At 53.9% G+C, this 21,152-nt stretch carries 17 protein-coding genes, 1 tRNA gene and 1 pseudogene; 9 read left to right on the top strand and 10 right to left on the bottom strand.

Annotation, left to right across the window (positions count from 1 at the left end; translation table 11 throughout):
* Nucleotides 1–29: 29 nt before the first annotated feature.
* On the bottom strand, nt 30–1,340 hold the full coding sequence (locus tag F3J39_RS09595) for an inorganic triphosphatase (RefSeq protein WP_166714118.1): 1,311 nt from the start codon (nt 1,338–1,340) through the stop codon (nt 30–32).
* Between the two features lie 204 nt (nt 1,341–1,544).
* Between F3J39_RS09595 and F3J39_RS09590 the strand changes: the two genes are divergently transcribed.
* Together F3J39_RS09590 and F3J39_RS09585 are read left to right on the top strand one after the other, a co-directional pair.
* On the top strand, nt 1,545–2,168 hold the full coding sequence (locus F3J39_RS09590) for a TIGR04211 family SH3 domain-containing protein (RefSeq protein WP_094110976.1): 624 nt from the start codon (nt 1,545–1,547) through the stop codon (nt 2,166–2,168).
* A gap of 138 nt (nt 2,169–2,306) precedes the next feature.
* Nucleotides 2,307–3,539 carry a multifunctional CCA addition/repair protein gene (locus tag F3J39_RS09585; RefSeq protein WP_039380231.1) on the top strand — a complete coding sequence of 411 codons (1,233 nt, stop codon included), beginning with the start codon at nt 2,307–2,309 and terminating at the stop codon, nt 3,537–3,539.
* Between the two features lie 18 nt (nt 3,540–3,557).
* Here F3J39_RS09585 and bacA read toward each other — a convergent pair whose 3' ends face one another.
* Together bacA and folB are read right to left on the bottom strand one after the other, a co-directional pair.
* A complete protein-coding gene (gene bacA / locus F3J39_RS09580) occupies nt 3,558–4,376 on the bottom strand; it encodes an undecaprenyl-diphosphate phosphatase (protein WP_039380233.1) in 819 nt (272 codons plus the stop codon).
* A gap of 190 nt (nt 4,377–4,566) precedes the next feature.
* Nucleotides 4,567–4,926 (bottom strand): bifunctional dihydroneopterin aldolase/7,8-dihydroneopterin epimerase, encoded by a 360-nt coding sequence (folB, locus tag F3J39_RS09575; protein ID WP_039380236.1) that lies wholly within the window; start codon nt 4,924–4,926, stop codon nt 4,567–4,569.
* A 107-nt stretch (nt 4,927–5,033) separates the two neighbouring features.
* On the opposite strand from folB, the gene plsY reads away from it, so the two are divergent.
* Entirely contained in the window at nt 5,034–5,636 is a 603-nt protein-coding gene (gene plsY / locus F3J39_RS09570) for a glycerol-3-phosphate 1-O-acyltransferase PlsY (protein ID WP_039380238.1), read from the top strand.
* Nucleotides 5,637–5,667: 31 nt separating this feature from the next.
* On the opposite strand, the gene tsaD is transcribed toward plsY, so the two are convergent.
* A complete protein-coding gene (tsaD, locus tag F3J39_RS09565) occupies nt 5,668–6,681 on the bottom strand; it encodes a tRNA (adenosine(37)-N6)-threonylcarbamoyltransferase complex transferase subunit TsaD (protein ID WP_039385641.1) in 1,014 nt (337 codons plus the stop codon).
* Between the two features lie 280 nt (nt 6,682–6,961).
* Here tsaD and rpsU point away from each other — a divergent pair, with 280 nt between their 5' ends.
* From rpsU to rpoD, 3 genes are all read left to right on the top strand, one after another.
* Nucleotides 6,962–7,177 (top strand): 30S ribosomal protein S21, encoded by a 216-nt coding sequence (gene rpsU, locus F3J39_RS09560; RefSeq protein ID WP_001144069.1) that lies wholly within the window; start codon nt 6,962–6,964, stop codon nt 7,175–7,177.
* A gap of 120 nt (nt 7,178–7,297) precedes the next feature.
* The gene (dnaG, locus tag F3J39_RS09555; protein WP_108569916.1) at nt 7,298–9,043 is read left to right on the top strand and encodes a DNA primase; all 1,746 of its coding nucleotides are present in this window, start codon (nt 7,298–7,300) and stop codon (nt 9,041–9,043) included.
* A gap of 249 nt (nt 9,044–9,292) precedes the next feature.
* A complete protein-coding gene (gene rpoD, locus F3J39_RS09550; protein WP_166714117.1) occupies nt 9,293–11,140 on the top strand; it encodes an RNA polymerase sigma factor RpoD in 1,848 nt (615 codons plus the stop codon).
* A gap of 41 nt (nt 11,141–11,181) precedes the next feature.
* Here rpoD and mug read toward each other — a convergent pair whose 3' ends face one another.
* Nucleotides 11,182–11,709: a G/U mismatch-specific DNA glycosylase gene (gene mug, locus F3J39_RS09545; RefSeq protein ID WP_039380244.1), complete on the bottom strand. Its 528-nt coding sequence runs from the start codon at nt 11,707–11,709 to the stop codon at nt 11,182–11,184.
* Nucleotides 11,710–12,002: 293 nt separating this feature from the next.
* Between mug and F3J39_RS09540 the strand changes: the two genes are divergently transcribed.
* From F3J39_RS09540 to F3J39_RS09530, 3 genes and pseudogenes are all read left to right on the top strand, one after another.
* Nucleotides 12,003–12,078: transfer RNA gene (locus tag F3J39_RS09540), tRNA-Ile, on the top strand.
* Nucleotides 12,079–12,199: 121 nt separating this feature from the next.
* Nucleotides 12,200–12,754, top strand: a pseudogene (locus F3J39_RS09535) (tyrosine-type recombinase/integrase); the annotation flags it as partial.
* A gap of 110 nt (nt 12,755–12,864) precedes the next feature.
* The gene (locus F3J39_RS09530; protein ID WP_166714116.1) at nt 12,865–15,324 is read left to right on the top strand and encodes a hypothetical protein; all 2,460 of its coding nucleotides are present in this window, start codon (nt 12,865–12,867) and stop codon (nt 15,322–15,324) included.
* Between the two features lie 602 nt (nt 15,325–15,926).
* On the opposite strand, the gene F3J39_RS09525 is transcribed toward F3J39_RS09530, so the two are convergent.
* The 5 genes from F3J39_RS09525 to tssF form a co-directional block, all read right to left on the bottom strand.
* Nucleotides 15,927–17,282, bottom strand: coding sequence for a VasL domain-containing protein (locus tag F3J39_RS09525; RefSeq protein WP_166714115.1), 1,356 nt, complete (start codon nt 17,280–17,282; stop codon nt 15,927–15,929).
* Between the two features lie 108 nt (nt 17,283–17,390).
* Nucleotides 17,391–17,816 (bottom strand): type VI secretion system baseplate subunit TssE, encoded by a 426-nt coding sequence (gene tssE / locus F3J39_RS09520; protein ID WP_166714114.1) that lies wholly within the window; start codon nt 17,814–17,816, stop codon nt 17,391–17,393.
* Entirely contained in the window at nt 17,816–18,355 is a 540-nt protein-coding gene (gene tssJ, locus F3J39_RS09515; RefSeq protein ID WP_166714113.1) for a type VI secretion system lipoprotein TssJ, read from the bottom strand. Before tssJ ends, tssE begins: the two co-directional genes overlap by 1 nt.
* On the bottom strand, nt 18,330–19,427 hold the full coding sequence (tssG, locus tag F3J39_RS09510) for a type VI secretion system baseplate subunit TssG (RefSeq protein WP_166714112.1): 1,098 nt from the start codon (nt 19,425–19,427) through the stop codon (nt 18,330–18,332). Before tssG ends, tssJ begins: the two co-directional genes overlap by 26 nt.
* Complete coding sequence (gene tssF / locus F3J39_RS09505; protein ID WP_166714111.1) at nt 19,382–21,145, bottom strand: type VI secretion system baseplate subunit TssF; 1,764 nt, start codon at nt 21,143–21,145, stop codon at nt 19,382–19,384. The genes tssG and tssF overlap by 46 nt, the downstream gene beginning before the upstream one ends.
* Nucleotides 21,146–21,152 lie beyond the last annotated feature (7 nt).

The following is a 21,152-nucleotide window of genomic DNA, read 5'->3' as shown; positions in this document are numbered from 1 at the left end:
CTCTCTCCCTGAATTTTTACATAGTGTTGTTAACGCCTGACGCCGCTGCTCAGCCAGAATGGCGGCTGGCGCATGGCCATCGTAGCGAGCTGAATCAGGCCGTGCTGCTGTTTTTCCCGGATGGCGAGCTGCAGCTCCTGCCATCCCGCCATCCACTGGCATACCTCTTCAGCCGGATACGCCGCCGCCAGCAGACAGACAGCCAGCAGCTGCCGCTGCAGACGCGTGGCCTTATCCTGAAACTCGCTGACCAGTTTTACATCCGTAAAGGTTTCCCGCAGATCCGCAGCCACGCGGCTTAGCATGATGTCGCAAAAGCGTTTATAAGAGCCCTGCAGCTTGATCTGGTTTTTGCTGTCGATCCACGGCTGCCACTGCGCTTCTGCCAGCCAGCACGTTAGCGCCATCTGCGCCTCAACTGAGGTGGCAGAGAAACAGAGGGTTTCCGCACTGATAGCATCATCCTGCAGCAGCTCCTCAAGACGGGTCAGCTTCTGGCGCAGCTCGCTGTTAGCCTTACGCGGCACCAGCGCACCAAACAGCGAAAACGCCTGACGCAGCGTTTCCAGCGCCTCCAGCACAGCGTGTCGCGCAGCCGGATTACCGCGCAGCCAGACCTCTTCATGATACTGCCAGTGATCCAGCGCGGCGCTGAGCGCGGCGATCATCCCCTGCTCTACTGTCGCTTTTGGCGTCACTTTCAGCAGCGGCAGCGCCCGAACCGGACGCAGCGCGTTGCCCTGCGCCAGCTGATAGCCACGCGCGGCTTTGCTCAGGCTGCCGGGACGGAGTCCGCCGCCCGCTGCCAGCGTCTGCGCGAGCCTGAGCAGATCGGCAGGCGTGCCCTGTTTAAGCTCCAGCTCAACTTCACACAGCGGTTCGCTAAGCTCGCCGGCCGCCACGCTGCCCTGATCGAAGGCAATTTCAATCGTGCTGTTACCTGCCTCTACCGTCCAGGTTTCGCGCCGGAAATGCGTGCTGAATAGCGGCTGCAGCCGCTGCTGCAGGGTGGCAATATCAGTACCCTGCGGCCAGATCTCTGCCGGCAGCCGGGCGATATCAAGCTGCGGCGCCGTTATATCCACGTTGTACTCCGGGCGCTGATGCAGACCGCCCAGCGTCTGACCCGCTGCCTTAAGCGTCATCTCATAACGCTTGTCCACACCCCGGATGCGCAGCCCCATATCCCAGCGGCGCAGCTGGTTGTCGTCCGTTTCATAATAGATATTCGTCAGCTCGCGGGCGGCTTCATGCTGATGCGGCCAGGCGGCCAGTGTCTCTGCCAGGGTGGCGGCAGCCTGCGGGGTGGCAATGAACTTTAATTCGATTTCAGTGGTCATAATTTTTTATTTACTACGCTGCTGGCACTTATACGGTTAATCTGGCGAGAGTAATGCACCACAAGCACGCTGTCTCGGCTTTCTTGTGCTTTTACGCCCCTTTTCGCGCCGGATTGAGACCAGGATAGTTCTCATTCAGATTTATGCGAGGCAACTCCAGACTGTGCCGGTAAATTTACGCCCATCAAGAAAATACGACATCGAATGAAAAAAATTACACTTGCCGCCCTTTCTTTGCTGGCTTTCAGCGCCATCACCCCCGCTCACGCTGCTGATGAAAAGCGTTATATCTCCGATGAGTTATCAACCTGGGTACGCAGCGGTCCGGGCGATCAGTATCGCCTGGTCGGTAAGCTGAACGCCGGGGAAGAAGTTACCGTACTGCAGACCAACAGCGATGCGCAGTATGCGCAAATCCGCGATGCAGAAGGCAAAACCAACTGGATCCCGCTGTCGCAGCTCAGCGCGACCCCAAGCCTGCGCACCCGCGTGCCACAGCTGGAGCAGCAGGTTAAAGATCTGACTGACAAGCTGGCTAATATCGACAACAGCTGGAATCAGCGCACGTCAGAAATGCAGAACAAAGTCGCTAACAGCGACGGCACGATTGATGGTCTGAAACAGGAAAACCAGAAGCTCAAAAATGAGCTGATCGTGGCGCAGAAAAAAGTGAGCGCAGCCAACGTACAGCTGGATGACAAACAGCGCACCATCATTATGCAGTGGTTTATGTACGGGGGCGGCGTACTGGGCGTTGGCCTGCTGCTGGGCCTGCTGCTGCCACATATGGTGCCGCGCCGTAAAAAGAAAGATCGCTGGATGAATTAATCTGCCGCACGCCAGCCGTTTGTCCGGGGGGGATCGCCAGATGCCCCCTTTCGCATGCCCGCTTTTCCGCCAAAGTATGCAACAATTACGAAACAGGCGCCTGACGCGCAGTTATCTGAATACCTCTGGAGTTGTTGAGTGAAAACCTTTCTGGTCGGTGGTGCGGTGCGTGATGCCTTACTGCAGCTGCCGGTAAAAGATCGTGACTGGGTGGTGGTTGGCGCCACGCCTGATGAGATGCTGGCGCAGAACTATCAGCAGGTAGGCCGCGATTTTCCGGTCTTTTTACATCCGCACAGTCGTGAAGAGTATGCGCTGGCGCGCACCGAGCGCAAACAGGGCAGCGGCTACACCGGCTTTATCACGCACTTCGCGCCCGACGTCACGCTGGAGCAGGATCTGCAGCGGCGCGATCTGACCATTAACGCCATCGCGCAGGCGGAAGATGGCAGCCTGATCGATCCCTGCCACGGCCAGCGCGATCTTGCCAGTCGCACGCTGCGTCACGTTTCGGCAGCGTTCAGCGAAGATCCGCTGCGCGTGCTGCGCGTGGCGCGGTTTGCCGCCCGCTATGCCCACCTTGGCTTTCGCATTGCCGCTGAAACGCAGGCGCTGATGGCAGAGATGGCTGCCAGCGGCGAACTGGCGCATCTGACGGCAGAGCGCGTCTGGAAAGAGACGGAAAATGCACTGCTGACGCGCAATCCGCAGGTCTATTTCCAGGCACTGCGCGACTGTGGCGCACTGCAGGTGCTCTTTCCGGAGATCGATAATCTGTACGGCATTCCTGCCCCGCCGAAGTGGCACCCTGAGATCGATACCGGTGTGCATACGCTGATGACGCTGACGCTGGCGGCCGCGCTCTCTGATGAGCTCGACGTGCGCTTCGCTACGCTGTTTCACGATGTGGGCAAGGCGCTGACTCCTCCGGAGAAGTGGCCGTCGCATCACGGTCATGGCCCGGCGGGTGTCCCGCTTGTCGCTGCCCTGTGCCAGCGGCTGCGCGTCCCTAATCACGTACGCGATCTGGCGCTAATCGTGACAGAGTTCCATGACATCGTGCACACCATTGAGCGGCAGTCAGCGGCGGCGCTGGTAGCGCTGTTTGATCGCATCGACGCCTGGCGTAAGCCGGAGCGGGTGGAAAAGATGGCGCTGACCAGTGAGGCGGACGCGCGCGGACGCGCCACGCTCGAGAGTATGCCCTATCCGCAGGGTAACTATCTGCGTCAGGCGTTTGCGCTCGCGCAGGCGGTACCGGTGCAGCAGGTGATTGCAGCAGGCTTTAAAGGCGCAGAGGTGCGGGAAGAGCTGGGCAGGCGCCGGATTGCGGCTATTGAAGAGACGCTGATTGGTGCGCGGCCGGCATAACCCGCCGCGCAACCGCTGTTACATAAACACGGCGTAAACCGCTGCTGCAACGATAAAACGATAGATGGCGAACGATACAAACGAGATACGCTTGATCAGCTCAAGGAAGACTTTGATTGCCAGAAGCGCCACGATGAACGCAGTAATAAAGCCCACTGCGAACATCGGGAAATCCTGCATCGTCAGGAAGCCCATGCTTTTGTAGAGGTCCAGCACGGTCGCGCCCATCATCATCGGCACGGCGAGAATGAAAGAGAATTCCGACGCTGCGTAGCGGCTGACGCCCATCAGCATACCGCCCGAAATCGTCGCACCCGAGCGGGAAAAGCCCGGCCACAGCGCCAGACACTGGAAGCAGCCAATCATAAACGCCTGACGATAGGTGATATCATCCACGCCCACCGCTTTTGGCTGTTTTGGCTTCAGGAACTCTGCCGCCAGCAGCAGCACACCGCCCACCACCAGGGCATACATGACGTTGATCGGATTAAACAGCGTTTTGATCTGATCGTGCAGCAGTAAACCGATTACCACCGCCGGGATCATCCCGAGCAGAATGTGGATCAGCGTCAGCTTACCGGTACCGGTGCCTTCATGACGCTCCTGACCAAAATGGATACCGATCAGGCCAAACAGACGTCGCCAGAACATTACGACCACTGCCAGAATTGATCCGAGCTGGATCACCACTTCAAACGTCTCTGCTTTATCGCCCTCAAATCCCAGCAGGTGCCCGACAATAATCATATGGCCCGTGGATGAGACCGGCAGAAACTCGGTCAGCCCCTCAACGACCCCGAGGATCGCAGCGACCCATAGCTGATGCATATCTGCCATCAAAATTTTCCCCTATCCGTTTTAAACAGTAAAAAGGCGGTCGCAAACTGCTACCGCCTGAAATTATGCCGGCGTTGATCTGAAGAAAACCTTAGGGTTTTCTGCCACTTCGTTTCGCTTAACGCAACGGCCTCAGCTAAGACACACCATAATTTGATTTGGTTTCATTGTGATGGCAATCAAAGGGGGTTTATTTAGGAATTGTCCCGCGCTCAATACGCACGCCAACGCTCGCCGCCTGGGCTACTGCACCCGGCTTACCTACCCGGATACGCACGCCGGGCGTTTTGAAACGATTCATCAACAGATCGCAGATTTCTTCTGCGACGCGCTCGACCAGCGCAAACCGGTTTCCCTGCAGATGCGAGAGGATGGCGTCGGTGACATCGGCATAACTCAGACAGTCGCTGACATCGTCGCTGGCCGCGGCACGCCGGTTGTCCCAGGCCATTTCGACATCGAGCACCAGCTTCTGCTGCATGCCCTGTTCCCAGTCGTATACGCCAATGGTGGTGAACACGGTGAGTTGTTCTATAAATACGATATCCATGATGTCACTCTCTGTTTTTGGCCAGGCCGGATACCACTTCCGGCGGATTATGCGTATTATCCACGCTTACCGGCAACAAAACGACCCAAAAGGAACGGTACGACGCTATGAGTGCTATCGCGCTTGGTATGATTATTTTCGCGTATCTTTGCGGCTCGATTTCCAGTGCGATACTGGTCTGTAAACTCGCAGGCTTGCCCGATCCGCGTATCTCAGGCTCTGGTAACCCTGGCGCCACAAACGTCCTGCGCATCGGCGGCAAAGCGTCAGCAGCAGCGGTACTGATATTTGATGTGGCCAAAGGAATGGTTCCGGTCTGGATCGCCTGGATGCTGCACGTGACGCCTATGTATCTTGGCCTGACCGCGATAGCTGCCTGCCTGGGTCATATCTATCCGGTCTTTTTCCGCTTTCGCGGTGGCAAAGGCGTGGCGACGGCGTTTGGCGCGATTGCGCCGATTGGCTGGGATCTTACCGGCCTGATGACCGGGACGTGGCTGCTGACCGTGCTGCTGAGCGGCTACTCCTCGCTGGGTGCCATTGTCAGCGCGCTGATCGCCCCGTTCTACGTCTGGTGGTTCAAGCCGCAGTTTACGTTTCCGGTTTCCATGCTCTCCTGCCTGATCCTGCTGCGGCATCATGACAATATTCAGCGGCTCTGGCGCGGACAGGAAAATCGCGTCTGGAAACGGAAAAAAAAGAAAGAATAAAAAAAACCGGCTGCGCGCCGGTTTTTTGTTTTCAGATAGCGGGCAGTTCCGCCAGCGGCCAGCGCGGACGGACGCTGACGCCGAGCTCACCCCGTGTGCCGCCCTTCAGACGCACCATGCCGGCATAGGCGATCATCGCGCCGTTATCGGTGCAGAACTCAGGCCTGGCATAAAACACCTCGCCGCCGCGGGCGCTCATCATCTCTGCCATTCGCGCGCGCAGCGTGCGGTTGGCGCTGACGCCACCGGCGATCACCAGCCGCGTAAAGCCGGTTTGCTCCAGCGCGCGTTTGCACTTGATCATCAGCGTATCCACGACCGCATCTTCAAATGCGCGAGCGATATCTGCCCGCGCCTGTTCGTCGCCGTCATGCTCGCGAATAGTATTTGCCGCAAAGGTTTTCAGCCCTGAAAAGCTGAAATCGAGGCCCGGGCGATCGGTCATCGGACGCGGGAAGCGGAAGCGGTTCGCAACACCCTGCTGCGCCATGCGCGACAGCATGGGGCCGCCCGGATAGTCCAGACCCAGCAGCTTGGCCGTTTTATCAAACGCCTCACCCGCCGCATCGTCGATTGACTCGCCCAGCAGCGTATATTCGCCGATACCGGTGACGCTGATAAGCTGCGTATGTCCGCCGGAGACCAGCAGCGCGACAAACGGGAACGCCGGCGGATTCTCCTCCAGCATCGGAGCCAGCAGATGGCCTTCCATATGATGTACCGGGACTGCCGGCACATTCCAGGCGAACGCCAGCGCGCGGCCAATCGTGGCGCCGACCAGCAGTGCACCCACCAGACCCGGACCGGCGGTATAGGCGACCGCATCGATATCGCTGGCCTGCAGGTTTGCCTCTTTCAGCGCGGCCTGTATCAGCGGCACCGTTTTACGTACATGGTCGCGCGATGCCAGTTCCGGCACAACGCCGCCGTAGTCAGCATGTAGCTTCACCTGGCTATACAGCTGATTCGCCAGCAGACCGGACACATCGTCATAAATCGCGATGCCGGTTTCATCGCAGGACGTTTCAATACCCAGAACTCGCATAGCTTTATTACCCTCTTCTTGCGGCGCGCAGTGTAGCACAGGCAAATCTGCCGCCGGACTACTTTGACGGGAAAAAGTGTTTTTCTGCCGCACAAAGAGTGCGCTATACTCCACGGCCTGAAAAAACCGGCAGCCGCACAGGCAAACGCTCCTGTTGGTTCTAAATTGTCCATGGTGCTTTACAAGCTGGCCCCGGCTGGAGTAAAATGCTGCACCATTTTGAGATGTGCTGACGCCGCAGTCAGCAGCAAAAACCGAATTTTATCGAGGTGAGAGTTACATGCCGGTAATTAAAGTACGTGAAAACGAGCCATTCGACGTAGCACTGCGTCGCTTCAAGCGTTCCTGCGAGAAAGCAGGCGTTCTGGCTGAAGTTCGTCGTCGTGAGTTTTATGAAAAACCAACGACCGAGCGTAAGCGCGCTAAAGCGTCAGCAGTTAAGCGTCACGCCAAGAAACTGGCTCGCGAAAACGCACGCCGCACTCGTCTGTACTAATTTCTTTCGGAAGTTCGCTTCCGCCGCGTGTTAAACGCAGACAGAGTCAAGTAAGAGGCCGTGCTTTCCGAAAGGAAGCGCGGCTTGTTGCCGTTTAAGAGCTGAAAAAAATCGGGGCTTATGGCTGGACGAATTCCACGCGTTTTTATCAATGATTTACTTGCCCGCACGGATATCGTGGATCTTATCGATGCCCGCGTTAAGCTGAAAAAGCAGGGTAAGAACTATCACGCGTGCTGTCCATTCCATAACGAAAAAACCCCCTCTTTTACCGTCAGCGGTGAAAAGCAGTTTTACTACTGCTTTGGCTGTGGTGCCAAAGGCAACGCTATCGATTTCCTGATGAATCACGATCGTCTGGAATTTGTGGAAAGCGTTGAGGAACTCGCCACCCAGCACGGCCTTGAAGTGCCGTACGAAACAGGCAGCGGCCCCAGCCCGATTGAGCGTCATCAGCGTCAGAGTCTTTACCAGCTGCTGGAGAAACTGGATGGTTTCTATCAGCAAAGCTTCCGCAGTCCGGGAGCAGAGGCGGCCCAGCGCTATTTAGGCTCGCGCGGGCTCAGCCAGCAGGTGATCGATCACTTTGCGATTGGCTATGCGCCCGCCGGCTGGGATAACGTGCTGAAGCGTTTCGGAGAGCAGCAGGAAGACCGCGAGTCGCTGATGGAAGCGGGCATGCTGGTCACCAATGATAAAGGCCGCAGCTACGATCGCTTCCGCGATCGCGTGATGTTCCCGATCCGCGATAAGCGTGGTCGCGTGATTGGCTTTGGCGGACGCGTGCTGGGTAACGATACGCCTAAGTATCTGAACTCGCCGGAAACACCGATTTTCCATAAAGGCCGCCAGCTCTATGGCCTGTATGAAGCACAAAAAAACCATCCTCAGCCGGCGCGCCTGCTGGTGGTGGAGGGCTATATGGATGTGGTCGCCCTGGCACAGTTCGGCATCGATTATGCCGTGGCGTCGCTGGGGACCTCCACCACGGCTGAACATATTCAGCTGCTGTTCCGCTCGACTGACACGGTTATCTGCTGTTATGACGGCGACCGGGCCGGTCGCGAAGCCGCCTGGCGCGCGCTGGAAACCGCCCTGCCCTACATGAATGACGGGCGTCAGCTACGCTTTATGTTTCTGCCTGATGGCGAAGATCCCGATACGCTGGTGCGCAAAGAGGGAAAAGAAGCGTTTGAAGCACGCATGGAGCAGGCGATGCCGCTCTCGGTGTTTCTGTTTGACAGCCTGATGCCACAGGTGGATTTGAGCACCCGCGATGGTCGCACCAAGCTGGCGACGCTCGCTCTGCCGCTGATTAGTCAGATCCCGGGCGAAACGCTGCGGATCTATATGCGCCAGACACTGGGTAATAAACTCGGCATTCTGGACGATAACCAGTTAGACAAGCTGATGCCAAAGGCGGCAGAAAACGCGACGCCGCCCGTCGCGCCGCCGCTGAAGCGCACCACGATGCGCGTACTGATTGCGCTGCTGGTACAGAATCCGCAGTTTGCAGCGATTGTGCCCACGCTTGACGGGCTGGCTCAGTCAAAACTTGCCGGCCTGTCGCTGTTTGTTGACCTGGTCAGCCGCTGCACAGAGAATCCTGGCCTGACGACCGGACAGCTACTAGAGTTATATCGCGGGACAAATTTTAGCCAGCCCCTTGAAACACTGGCTACCTGGAACCACATGATAGTGGATGAGGAAGCCGAAGCGGTGTTTCAGGACTCGCTGGCAAGCATATATGATGCTGCGCTGGAGCAGCGCCTGGAAGCGCTGATTGCGCGTGAGCGCACCGAAGGGCTCAGTGCCGCTGAGCGGCGCGAATTCTGGGCATTAAGCCAGGCATTAGCGAAAAAATAAGATTCAGCCAGGCCAGAATGGCGGAGTATTCCCCGTTCTGGCCTGCGGCTTTCGGTTTACACGCCATATAAGCGGAACCGGAGCACAACGATTTCAGACCGAATATCAAGCGGCTTAAGTGCCGAACTAAAAGGGGCTGCAGCCCTGGCCGCGTTGAAGGCAGCGGCAAAAACATAATGCCTTCACTGTTATAGTTGGCTCGCTGCCGACCGACACCAATCTAATTAACAGAAGTGTGGATACCGTCTTATGGAGCAAAACCCGCAGTCACAGCTTAAGCTGCTTGTCACCCGTGGTAAGGAGCAGGGCTATCTGACCTATGCTGAGGTCAATGACCATCTGCCGGAAGATATCGTCGACTCCGATCAGATCGAAGACATCATCCAGATGATCAACGATATGGGTATCCAGGTGGTGGAAGAAGCCCCTGATGCCGATGATCTGATGCTGAATGAGAACAGCTCCGATACAGATGAAGATGCTGCAGAAGCGGCCGCGCAGGTCTTATCCAGCGTTGAATCTGAAATCGGGCGCACAACCGATCCGGTGCGCATGTATATGCGTGAAATGGGTACCGTAGAGCTGCTGACGCGCGAAGGCGAAATCGACATCGCCAAGCGTATCGAAGACGGTATCAACCAGGTGCAGTGCTCTGTTGCCGAATATCCGGAAGCTATTACCTACCTGCTCGATCAGTACGATCGTGTGGAAGCGGGCGAATCGCGCCTGTCCGATCTCATCACCGGCTTTGTCGATCCTAACGCTGAAGAAGATCTCGCCCCCACTGCCACCCACGTTGGTTCTGAGCTGTCTGAAGAAGATCGCAATGACGACGAAGAGGAAGATGAAGAGAGCGACGACGACGACAGCAGCGACGACGACAACTCTATCGATCCGGAACTGGCGCGCGAGAAGTTCCTTGAGCTGCGTACCCAGTATGAAGCAGCCCGCACCGTTATTAAGGCGAAAGGCCGCAGCCACGCTGATGCCGTTACCGAGATCAACAACCTTTCTGAAGTCTTCAAGCAGTTCCGCCTGGTGCCGAAGCAGTTCGACTACCTGGTAAACAACATGCGTGAAATGATGGAGCGCGTGCGTACGCAAGAGCGCCTGATCATGAAGCTGTGTGTCGAACTGTGCAAAATGCCGAAGAAGAACTTTATTACGCTGTTCACCGGTAATGAAACCAGTGAGAGCTGGTTTAAAGCAGCCCTGGCGATGAACAAGCCGTGGTCTGAAAAGCTGAAAGATGTTGAAGAAGATGTCATGCGCTCGCTGCAGAAGCTGCTGCAGATTGAGGAAGAGACCGGCCTGACCATCGAACAGGTTAAAGACATCAACCGTCGCATGTCGATCGGCGAAGCGAAAGCGCGCCGCGCGAAAAAAGAGATGGTTGAAGCTAACCTGCGTCTGGTTATCTCTATCGCGAAAAAATATACCAACCGCGGCCTGCAGTTCCTTGACCTGATTCAGGAAGGCAACATCGGCCTGATGAAAGCGGTTGATAAGTTTGAATATCGCCGTGGCTATAAGTTTTCAACCTACGCCACCTGGTGGATCCGTCAGGCGATCACCCGCTCTATCGCCGATCAGGCGCGTACCATCCGTATTCCGGTGCATATGATTGAGACCATCAACAAGCTCAACCGTATCTCGCGCCAGATGCTGCAGGAGATGGGCCGCGAGCCGACGCCGGAAGAGCTGGCTGAGCGTATGCTGATGCCGGAAGATAAGATCCGCAAGGTGCTGAAGATCGCCAAAGAGCCTATCTCTATGGAGACGCCGATTGGTGATGACGAAGATTCGCATCTGGGTGATTTCATCGAAGATACCACGCTGGAGCTGCCGCTGGACTCTGCTACCTCTGAGAGCCTGCGTTCTGCGACCCACGACGTGCTGGCGGGCCTGACCGCGCGCGAGGCGAAAGTCCTGCGTATGCGTTTTGGTATCGATATGAACACCGACCACACGCTGGAAGAAGTGGGCAAGCAGTTTGACGTCACGCGTGAGCGTATCCGTCAGATTGAAGCCAAAGCGCTGCGTAAACTGCGCCACCCGAGCCGCTCGGAAGTGCTGCGCAGCTTCCTCGACGATTAATCGTCTGCAGGAAAACAAAAACCCCGGCACGCCGGGGTTTTTTATTGCCCGCGCTCCGGCAGACCCAGCGCATCCGCCAGCTGGCGATACGCTGCCACCATCTCCTCCAGTGAAGCGCGGTTAAGGCCACTGGGATTTGGCAGCACCCAGATGCGCGTCTCCATCAGCGGCTGCGGCTGCTCGCCCCACTCCACTTTACGCTGCCGGAACGCACGCTGATACGCATCCTTGCCCAGCACCGCCAGCGCCCGCGGCTGATACCGTAAAATTTTATCCTGCAGCCGCAGCCCGCCGTCGCGCAGCTCATCGCCGCTCAGCTCGCTCGCCTGCGTGGTGGGACGCTCAACCAGCGCGGTGATGCCGCAGCCGGTCTCCAGCAGCCGCCGCTCCTGCTCCGGCTTCAGCAGCTCGCGCGTAAAGCCAGCCAGATAGATCACTTTCCAGAAGCGGTTGCCGGGATGCGCAAAATGGTAACCGGTATGCGCAGATGACTTGCCGGGATTGATGCCGCAGAACAGCACCTGCAGATCGTGCGAGAGAATATCGCGAATGTCGTGGTCGGGTTGCATACGCCTCTGAATACCTGGTAAACGTGCTTAAAGCGTAGGTTATTCAGCGGGATGGGGAAAGCATGGCGATTGCGATAAGTGAAAACCCTGCGCCAGCCGCCCAACGAGTTAACGATTTCTTTTACCGCCTGTGCAGTAAAAAAACGCTCAAACTGCTGTGGCAATCACTCCTGTCACAGCAGCACGCTGATTTTTTCATTAATATCAATCACTCACCATTGTGCTAATTTTCATCAACCGATCGGTGAACGCTGGATCGCCTTTGCCAGATACTTTATAATCCCCGCACTACTGGCCCCTTAGCTCAGTGGTTAGAGCAGGCGACTCATAATCGCTTGGTCGCTGGTTCAAACCCAGCAGGGGCCACCAAATTTAGTAATGAAAATCATACGCTTAAGCCACCTTTCAGGGTGGCTTTTTTGTTTCCGCTTCATTAAAGTGGCGACAGAATGGCGATGGCAGGAATCAATCCCACAATAGCATTCTCCTGCCGAATTCGTTAAAGAGCATGCGCGTGTTAAAAATTGGTGAATCGAAGATGACACGTCTCACTATTGGAGAAATCAGAACCTTTCTCGCCAAATGTAAGAACAGCTGATCTAAAGATCTGACGACCAATGTGAAAATCTGTCTTTCAACAGGCGTATGATGGAGTGATGCCGAAGGCTTGAAGGAGAACCAAATCCGCGCCGGTCAAATCATCTACGTGAAAACTAAAGGCAAGAAAAACCGCGCGGTGCCGATAACTGAAAAATTACAGGCTGATCTGCCATCCAGCAGGAAAGCACAGTTGCTCTTTAAACCTTGTTACTCAGCCTTTAGAAAGGCCATGCAACGCGCTGGTATCGAGACACCTCCCGGGCAGCTAACGCATGTTTTGCGCCATACTTTCGCTTCTCATTCCATGATGAATGGAGGTAATATTTTAGTTCTTCAACGAATACTAGGTCACACGGATATAAAGGTGACGATGCGGTATGCACATCTCGCACCTGATCATTTGCCAGAGGCAATTCTGTTTACCCCCCTTAATCAAGTGAATTAATAATGACCATATAAGGCTGAAGAACTCTATTAATTAAATTAGTCATGAGAAAATTAGCCTCATCTAATTGGACAATATCACAAAGATAAAAATTAATTAGGAAATAAAACATGGACATATTCAGCAGTCTTGAATCAGAAATTAGAAAATATATAATCAATAATGAAGAAAAAAACATTGATGATATTGAGTCAATATTAAATATTATTTACGATAAAATTTATGAAGAAAGGAATCCAGACAAAGTAAGACTTCTTATTCAGAGCCTCTCTGGTGCATTCCATAATATAGGGGATAACAGCGTAGCGATATTGTTATTTGTGCTTATGAATAAATTAAGCTGCCTAGACGGAATACTGATAAAAGAAAGAGTTAAGATACAAGATTACAATGACTTTGAAAAAATATCCACTTTCATTGAAAACGATCTGAAAAAAAACACAACTGTTAATTTTTTAAGTCATAGAAAAGCAGATGCCGGTATCGGTAAGGATAAGCTTTATGCAGGACTAATAAAATTCTTCCATCATTTTTTAAGTGCTCCGCAGATTGAAGGCGAAAGCATTGCATTTCCAATGTTGATTTTAATTAACATATGGGAAATATCATTTAAAAAGGATCGCACATATGAATTCTTTATTTTATTTAATTCATTTCTTCATAAGCTGAGCTTTCATGGGCATAATCAAACCATCCGAGATTTTGCAGAGCTTTCATTGATACTTGGGCATAGAAACAAAAAACTACATTATTCATTTTTTATAAAAATGTCTTCTTTTGCTCGTCAAATGAATATGATCGATGCCTTATTATCTGCACAATTGATGCTGCACGGTTATAACTATGCACATTCTGAAGTAGATACATTCTTATCTAAGGCATTACTTGAGCTATTTATTACATTAAGGAACCTTCATCTCTTCCCTTTCACTAAACCTGTATATGAAGCTCATGAAAGATTAAAGATTGACGATAAATATGGCAACCATCAGTTTGACATGGCTTACTTTAACATGTTACTGACTATGGGTGATAAAGATGTCTTTGATAAAGTAGATGAATATTTAGGGAGGAATGATGCCCTGCTTTTTGGTGTACAATCAGGTACTCCATGGACTGCATTATTACTGAATCTAAAATTAATAGACCCGGAGCTATTTAGCAGCAAGATAAATTTAACCTCAACAATTTCCAGACTTGAAGATGATAAGGGTATAAAGGAGAGCACGGTACTTAGAACTTTTAGGATGGCCGTGAGCGAAAACGTTCAAGACAACAAAAATGCAATATTAGAAAAAGTTAATCACATTCAAAATTCAGCTAGTTATACAGATGTAAGTTATGAACTAACTTCAATCTATCCTTTAATTTTTAATTTATTGAAAAATAGCATTCGTGAAAAAAATTATGAAGGAGTTTTAATTTCACATACTCTATCGTCTGACTCATCAGGTATATCAATAAATGAGAGAAAATCGGGATTAGGCATGTATAAGATGGAAGATACTATTGATGAAAAGGGTAGTTCCATCTTCGAAAACTTTTTATCCTACATTGATAACCTTATTAAAGAATCTGAAAATATTACTTTTCTGTGGATTGGATGTAACTCTGAACTTTCTTACTGCCTGAAGCTTTACAAGAAAGAGTTTAACATTTCAAAAAACTATAATTTTTCATCAACTACCATTTTAGATTGGGAGAAAAGTAATATACATAAATTGGCATTTAATGATCAGCCAATAATTGAGGGTTTTTTAAGCTTAAAAGAAGATATTTGGAAACGCGAATCAGATGATTTCATCTATAAACAATTACCTATACTAATAGAAGAGATAGACAATAAAGATGTAGTAATTTTTAGAGATGCAAAAATTGCTAGATATCCTATTAATCTTATCAAAGACAGTAAAGGTAGGTTACTATCAGATCAAGCTAACGTGTCAATATCAACGTCCATCAACGCATATATAGCTTATGAAAAACATGTGGTGAACGCCAAAAAATTAAAACTATGGGCGCCAGTCGAAGAAGGTGATATACCAATAAACATTGCTTTTGGTAAAATATGCGATGAATTTTCAGAGGATGAACTAATTCGTGTCGAGAGTCTAAACCCTCGTAGCGAACTTAACCAAGATATTAATATCTTCATATCTCATGGTGATAAAGATGATTTCTACGGATTTAAGGCTATATCTCCAGCTGAAGACATGTACTTTATAAATGAAAAAGATATTTTTGGTAAAGGAAAAGTTGCTATTCTTTTTATTTGTCATTCAGGAAGTTCAAGGCCGTCCTTGTATGCTACAAAAATAAACACACTTGTTTATAGTTTACTGAATATGGGTTATGAAGCCGTATTGGCTCCAGCATGGAGTTATAACGTTATGCTAGCTGGAATTTGGACCAAAGCATTTATTGACGCTTTTAGAAACGGTAATAGCTTGTCAAAGTCTAACTTTATTGCTAATTCAGAAGTGAAAAGTGAGTATATCGGTGTAGGTGCTTATGCTGCTATGCATTTATTTGGAAATGACTTATTATGTTCACAAAATGTCAACGATTAAAAATGAATGTTAGTAAACCATTGCATAAAAATAATTTTAAAAAAGCGAATTTTTACTGAATATCTTGACTGAGAATGGCAGAAAAGTGGCAGCAGAGCACAACGCTATGTGCCACTTTTCATCACTATTCGGCCTAAAGAAAAGATTAAAATCAGTAAGTTACTGATTCCACTCGTTTCAAATTGGGACTCATAATCGCCTGGTCGCTGGTTCAAACCCAGCAGGGGCCACCAAATTTAATGATGAAAATCATAAATTTAAGCCACCTTTCAGGGTGGCTTTTTTGTTTCCTGATTTTAGAGTGGCGGCAAAATGGCGATGGCAGGAGTCAATGCCATATCAGAATTTCCCCACTTAATGCGAGAAAAGACGATCCAGCGATTGAATTACTGTTGTGAAAATCTTTATGGCATGCTGTAAAGATTGTTCTCACCCAGGCTCTCTGTACCAGTCAGATTTATCACATCACCCGGAGAAGCACCGGACGAAATCGATAAAAATAACGATGAGCGCAGCGCTCACTGCCAGTGCAGCATGTCGGGGTAGATCAGTCGGGATCGCTGTCATTCACTCGCTGATAATAAGCAGATCGTCGGTTTTATTTACGATCCGCCTGCCTGTGCAGCTGAGCCTCTCAATGCGGCTGCCCTGCGAAGGCGAATCATGTCGTACCGCGCCTGCAGTTCACTGATTGCCCGTTTAAACTGCGCCTCCCCGGTCGGAGAGGCAGAATCTTCATAGCGGCGCAGCCACTCTTCAGCGGGGATATGCAGGCTGAATGCCTGTTGTGTGGAAAATATTGCTGACTTCAGCTCGCTGACAGTCAGGTAACGCCCCCGCTTCTCATCAAGCGCATTGAGCTTTTCACTGAGCAGGCTGAGTTTTTCCATCCCCTGCTGCCAGGCACCTGCCGCTTCCGGCGAGGCTGTCATCGCCTCTCTCCTGGCGAGCGCGTCTGTCAGCAGCCGGCGCGTTAACTCTTTAGCCGGCCAGATCGAGCCGGCCAGCAGCGCAACGTCGGCGCTGTAGCTCCCCGCCCTGCCGATACCGGCGGCATCAAGCCGTTCAGCCTGTGTTTTGATCGTATTGATCCACTCTGCGGCGTTGATACGCCGATCCTGCCGGATGCCTGCCCGCTGCTCTTCCGTCAGCGAATGAGGAAGCGCGGGTACGGCAGCAGAGAGCATACGCGTATTTTCACCGGGCTGGCGGGCATAAAGCCAGCCGCCTGTGCCTGTTGCAACAACCACCAACATAGCGGCCATGCCGGCGATAAAAGGCCTGATATAACGCCCTGATGATGTCTGTTCAGGCTCTGATTCGGGATGAATGATAAAGGTCGGAGGCGTTGCCGTTGCCTGATCCGGGCCGGAAAGCGGCTCGCGCGGGCGGCTTCTGCGTGCGGTCGCCATGTCGCTTTGGCCCGGTGACGTCTCCGCGTTTTCGGCTGCTGTTCTGACTTTATCGCACAGCTGGCGGATACCGCTCGCGGCGTTGAGGCCCGCCTGCGCCAGATGCTGCTCAATCAGATCCAGATATGTGGCGCACGCCTTCAGCGCGATCTGCGTATCAGGCTTCTCCGCCGGCCAGGTGCGTGACAGAAACTGCAGGCGCTGAAAGTGCATTCTCAGGATCGCTATCCGGTCTGCAGGCTGGTAGGGCCAGAGCGTCTGCCAGCGTGAGCGCATTAGTGCTTCCGTAACCCTGAGCCCCTCCTGCAGCCCCTTAGCGCCGTCAAGATGGGAGAGCGCCAGCGTAAACCAGCAAACTGACTGCAGATCTGCTCCAGCCTGTCCGAAAAGCCGGGTGCAGCTCTCCATCACCTGCAGCCAGTTAATATCGGGCCGGGCGGGATGGCTGAGCTTCCTGATTTCGTTTTGCAGACAAATAAATTCGGGATGCAGGCGAGGGTCTCCGCCGGTCATCAGCACGTGCGGTTTCTGAGATGAAAAGGTCATAGTTATCCGCAGACCTGCCGGAAGCAGGTCCGTTATCAGAGCGTTAGCGGGAAGGTAAAGGCGAAGCGCCAGGCCGGAGATCTCATCTGGCTGGCTGACGGCAATGGCTTAACTCATCACGTTCTGCTGGCGCAGATGCCGCAGCAGTACCTTTCCTCCCGGCATAAAGTCAGTGCCATAGCGCACCATACCTACGACGTCCAGTCCGGCATCAATGGCATAACGCAGCTCACCGGGCTGCGTCTGTTCCAGCATCACCACATCAACCTGTTTCAGCCGGGGCTCATACTTCAGTAATACGTCAGAAAGAATATGTACCAGCTGATGTGCAGTGCCGGGCAGCCCCTGCAGGATGAGCGTCATATCCGGCAGGCCATAATCGGGCAGATGAGCCAGGGCACCGGCGCGGGTGTTCAGAATGCGCTGCAGGTTATCCAGCACCGACAAAATCACCTGTTCCCGTTCGCTCACCGCATCCAGATCCAGGCCGCCGCTGAAATTGCCGTAAAGCATGTCGTAAAGTGAAGGCTGCATCAGGGTCTTTCCCCTTTTTCCGCTACCAGCGTCAGCGTGCCGTCACCCAGCTCAATTACCCTGGCTTTGTCCGGGTGGAGGTCTGCGCGGGTCAGCAGCAGTCGCCACGTCTCATCCTGAGTATCTGGCGACAAAAACAGCCCGGCCACCGCCACAAAGGCTGTTCTCTCTTCCATGGGGACATCAATACTGACCGATTCGCCGGGACGCACCCGGATAGCCTTTTGCGCCAGCAGATCCGCTTTCAGAACCTGACTGTCAGCTGCTAACAGTGAAGGGTAGTCGGAGGCGTCAAAGGCCTGACGGTCGCTGAGTTGCCAGATGCGCACCACGGTTGAGAGCGCAGCGCCCTGCGCGTTGCGGTTGGCGCCTTCGCGGGCGCGGAAGTCGAGGTGCAGGGTGCGTATTTGTTTGTAAAAAAGAGATTTTGTGACGGACGCGGTGCCTTCGGATACTTTCTGCGTCAGGCCGCAGCCGCTGGCACTCAGCGCCAGCATCAGAGGAATAACTATTTTACCAGCGGTAGTCGCCCTGTTCATCTGTTTTAGTCCCTGAAGGTTGTTCCCGGACACGCTGATAACGCCCGAGCGGTATAGTGAGTAAATCGGGTTTATGCGAGGCGTTAAGGTTCCGCTGAGGCAGCACCGCGGTGCGGCCCAGCTGCTGTGCCGCTTCCCTCCGGCAGCTCAGCTGCGCATCCGGCAGCAGGGCGCGGTCAACGCACAGCTCCAGCCGTGCATCCAGCTTTGCTCCCAGATAGACGTGGAGCAGCGCCATCAGATCGCCGTGTAACTGTCCGCCGGGCAGCCAGCCGCGCATCTCCTCCGGGTTATCGGTGAGCAGTCGCAGTAGTACCTGTCCGTTAACGTCGGTGGCATGCGTTCCCATGACCGGACGACGCATCAGGCTGACCGGCTGTTGCGTGCTCAGACGTAAACGGCAGGACTGGGGAATACGACGCGGATCCCACGGCACTATCTGCGCGCGCGTATCCGGTGCCAGCAGCGCCACCAGCGAGGAGAGACCCTCTGCGGTCCGGCCAGGCAACATCATGACCGGCAGCAGCGCCAGAAAGCGCGAAACCGGCGTGGCGATGTTTTGCGCGCAGCCGTCTATTCCCAGGCCAGCCAGCCCCAGCAGGTACTGAGAGGTTTCATCGGTGCCGCCGGCGGCGAACGTGGCCGGATAGGTGTATTTGCGCCAGATACGATAAAACTGCGTAGTCAGCCGGTGACTGAAGATATCCAGGAAATCCTGCAGCGCCTCATGCCCTTCACGCTGCCGGGCGATATCGTCGAGATAGTGCGTCGGCAGCGGAGATGCCGTGCCATACAGCCCCATAAAATTGATGCGTACGGTTGGAGGAAGGTGCGGATACCCGGCGGTTTCAGCCGCGCGAATTTCGCCAGCCGGAAATCCCATGCCAGGGTGCGGCCTGAACCGTACCGGCTCGTGTCGCACCTGCCAGACGCTGCCCGGAACCGGCGCTTCAGGATCGCACCTCTCCAGCAGCTGACAAAAACGGTAAAAATTCATACGGGGCAGCTGGTCGCCCAGCCGTGCTATCAGCCGGGCAGACGCTGACTGTGATTCTCTTTCCATCGGATACATTTTCCTTCAGGCCGGACTATCAGCGAAAGCTGAATGAACTGATTCATGTCCGCATACAGCGACAGGAAACGGTTAAGCATTTCACCAAACAGATGGATATCGCCATCACCGGTAAAACCGCTGCTGTCGAGCGTTACTTCAACATCGAGACCGCGCAGCAGATAACCCGACTCAAACCGCTGCAGACGATGCTGCTGCACGTCAAGGATCGCCTCCAGCCTGCGGTTACCGCGTTCATCATCCTGCCAGTTATAGAGCGCCAGCGTGCCGCGCAGCACCTCTGCGCTGTTCATCATGTTGATAAAGCCAGAGCCGAGATGGCTGAGCACCCGCCAGTGAAAGCGGTCCTCAGCGGGTGGATAAGCAGGCAGCGTCGGGCGGGTGAGATTGCGCACCGTCACCGGCGTCTGCAGCACCTGTTCGCAGCGATCCAGCAGCGTGCTCTGCAGCGCGCGACGCGGAAGCTGGCCGTTGGTACCGGTAATGCGCAGCGAGAGGGTGTCGCGGGAAAGCAGATCGTCTTTCTCCCACTGCTGACCGCCGAGGATCAGCCAGGTGTCATGCAGGCCGGTGACGCCCCGGCGCACGCGGGTATGAAAGTAACGCTCCGGAGCAAGACGACGCATCATGCCGCCCCGGTGCCGGAAGCTGGTGAACGGAACATACTCAGCCGCACCGCTCAGTCCTGAACCGCTGACCGTATCCACCGAGTAAATTTCCGTGTGCCCATCCTGCAGGCGCTTTGCGCGCAGCAGATACTCGCTCTCCAGTCCGTTCACAATCAGCGGATCGGCTTCCAGTGCAAACAGGTTAATCACCGGCACGCAGTGCAGGCGCAGAGAGCTCTCTTTCACCGGTAGATCACTCTGCCACGGCTCGCTGAAGACCACCTCGATATCGACGTATGCCAGCCCGGGCGGAAGCGCGAGCGTCTCCAGCCCATTCAGATTCACGAAACGGAATTTCTCAGGAAAGGTGAAGTATTCCAGCAGCAGCTGATAGCCGCTGAAAGCGCTCTCCCCCTTTGGCCAGAGCCGGTCATCCTCGTCAAATCCGCCGGGGCTGAACCAGCCGTCAAAGGCCCTGCGCTCCGGCTGCCCCGCCTCGCGAATGTACAGCGCCGCCTGGCAGCGGGTCAGCCTCTGATGCAGTGCCGTCGCCACGGGCAGATCTTCTCCCAGCCACAGGCTCAGCTGGCGCAGGTCACACTGGCTCCAGTCCGCCTGCCCGCTGCTGGTCAGGCGCAGGCGCAGCACAGAGCGCCCATCCGGCTCAGTGCCCATAGCAACCCCGGTGACCGCCAGCGGGTTAAGCGTGACCGGCTTCGTGGTGCGATAGCGGCACACGGTATTTTTAGGCCCCACGGGACGGGAAAAGATCTCCAGTCCTGCCGGCGCCGTCTCTGCCATCTTCATTTTCGGCAGGTCCGGCGTCAGTGCCACCACTGCGAGCGATGGAATGGTGCGCAGATAGTGCGGCCAGAGCATGCTGACCAGGCCTTCGGTCAGCTCCGGCAGGTCATCATCGATCTTCTGACGCAGCCGTCCTACCGAGAAGGCAAAACCCTCCAGCAGGCGCTCCACAAACGGATCCGGCGTGCCGGCACGATCCAGGTTGAGCATGGCGGCGCGGTCAGGGTGCGTTTCGGCAAACTCTTTTGCGGCGTCGCGCAGATAGCGCATTTCAATATCGTAATAGCGCAGCGTTAAGTCTTTCATATTCTGA

The sequence above is a fragment of the Pantoea sp. Acro-807 genome (assembly GCF_011752675.1).
In the GTDB taxonomy this organism is placed as follows: Bacteria; Pseudomonadota; Gammaproteobacteria; order Enterobacterales; family Enterobacteriaceae; genus Pantoea; species Pantoea eucrina.
The sequence above is the reverse complement of the archived record's forward strand: the minus strand, read 5'-3'. Positions and strand labels throughout refer to the sequence as shown.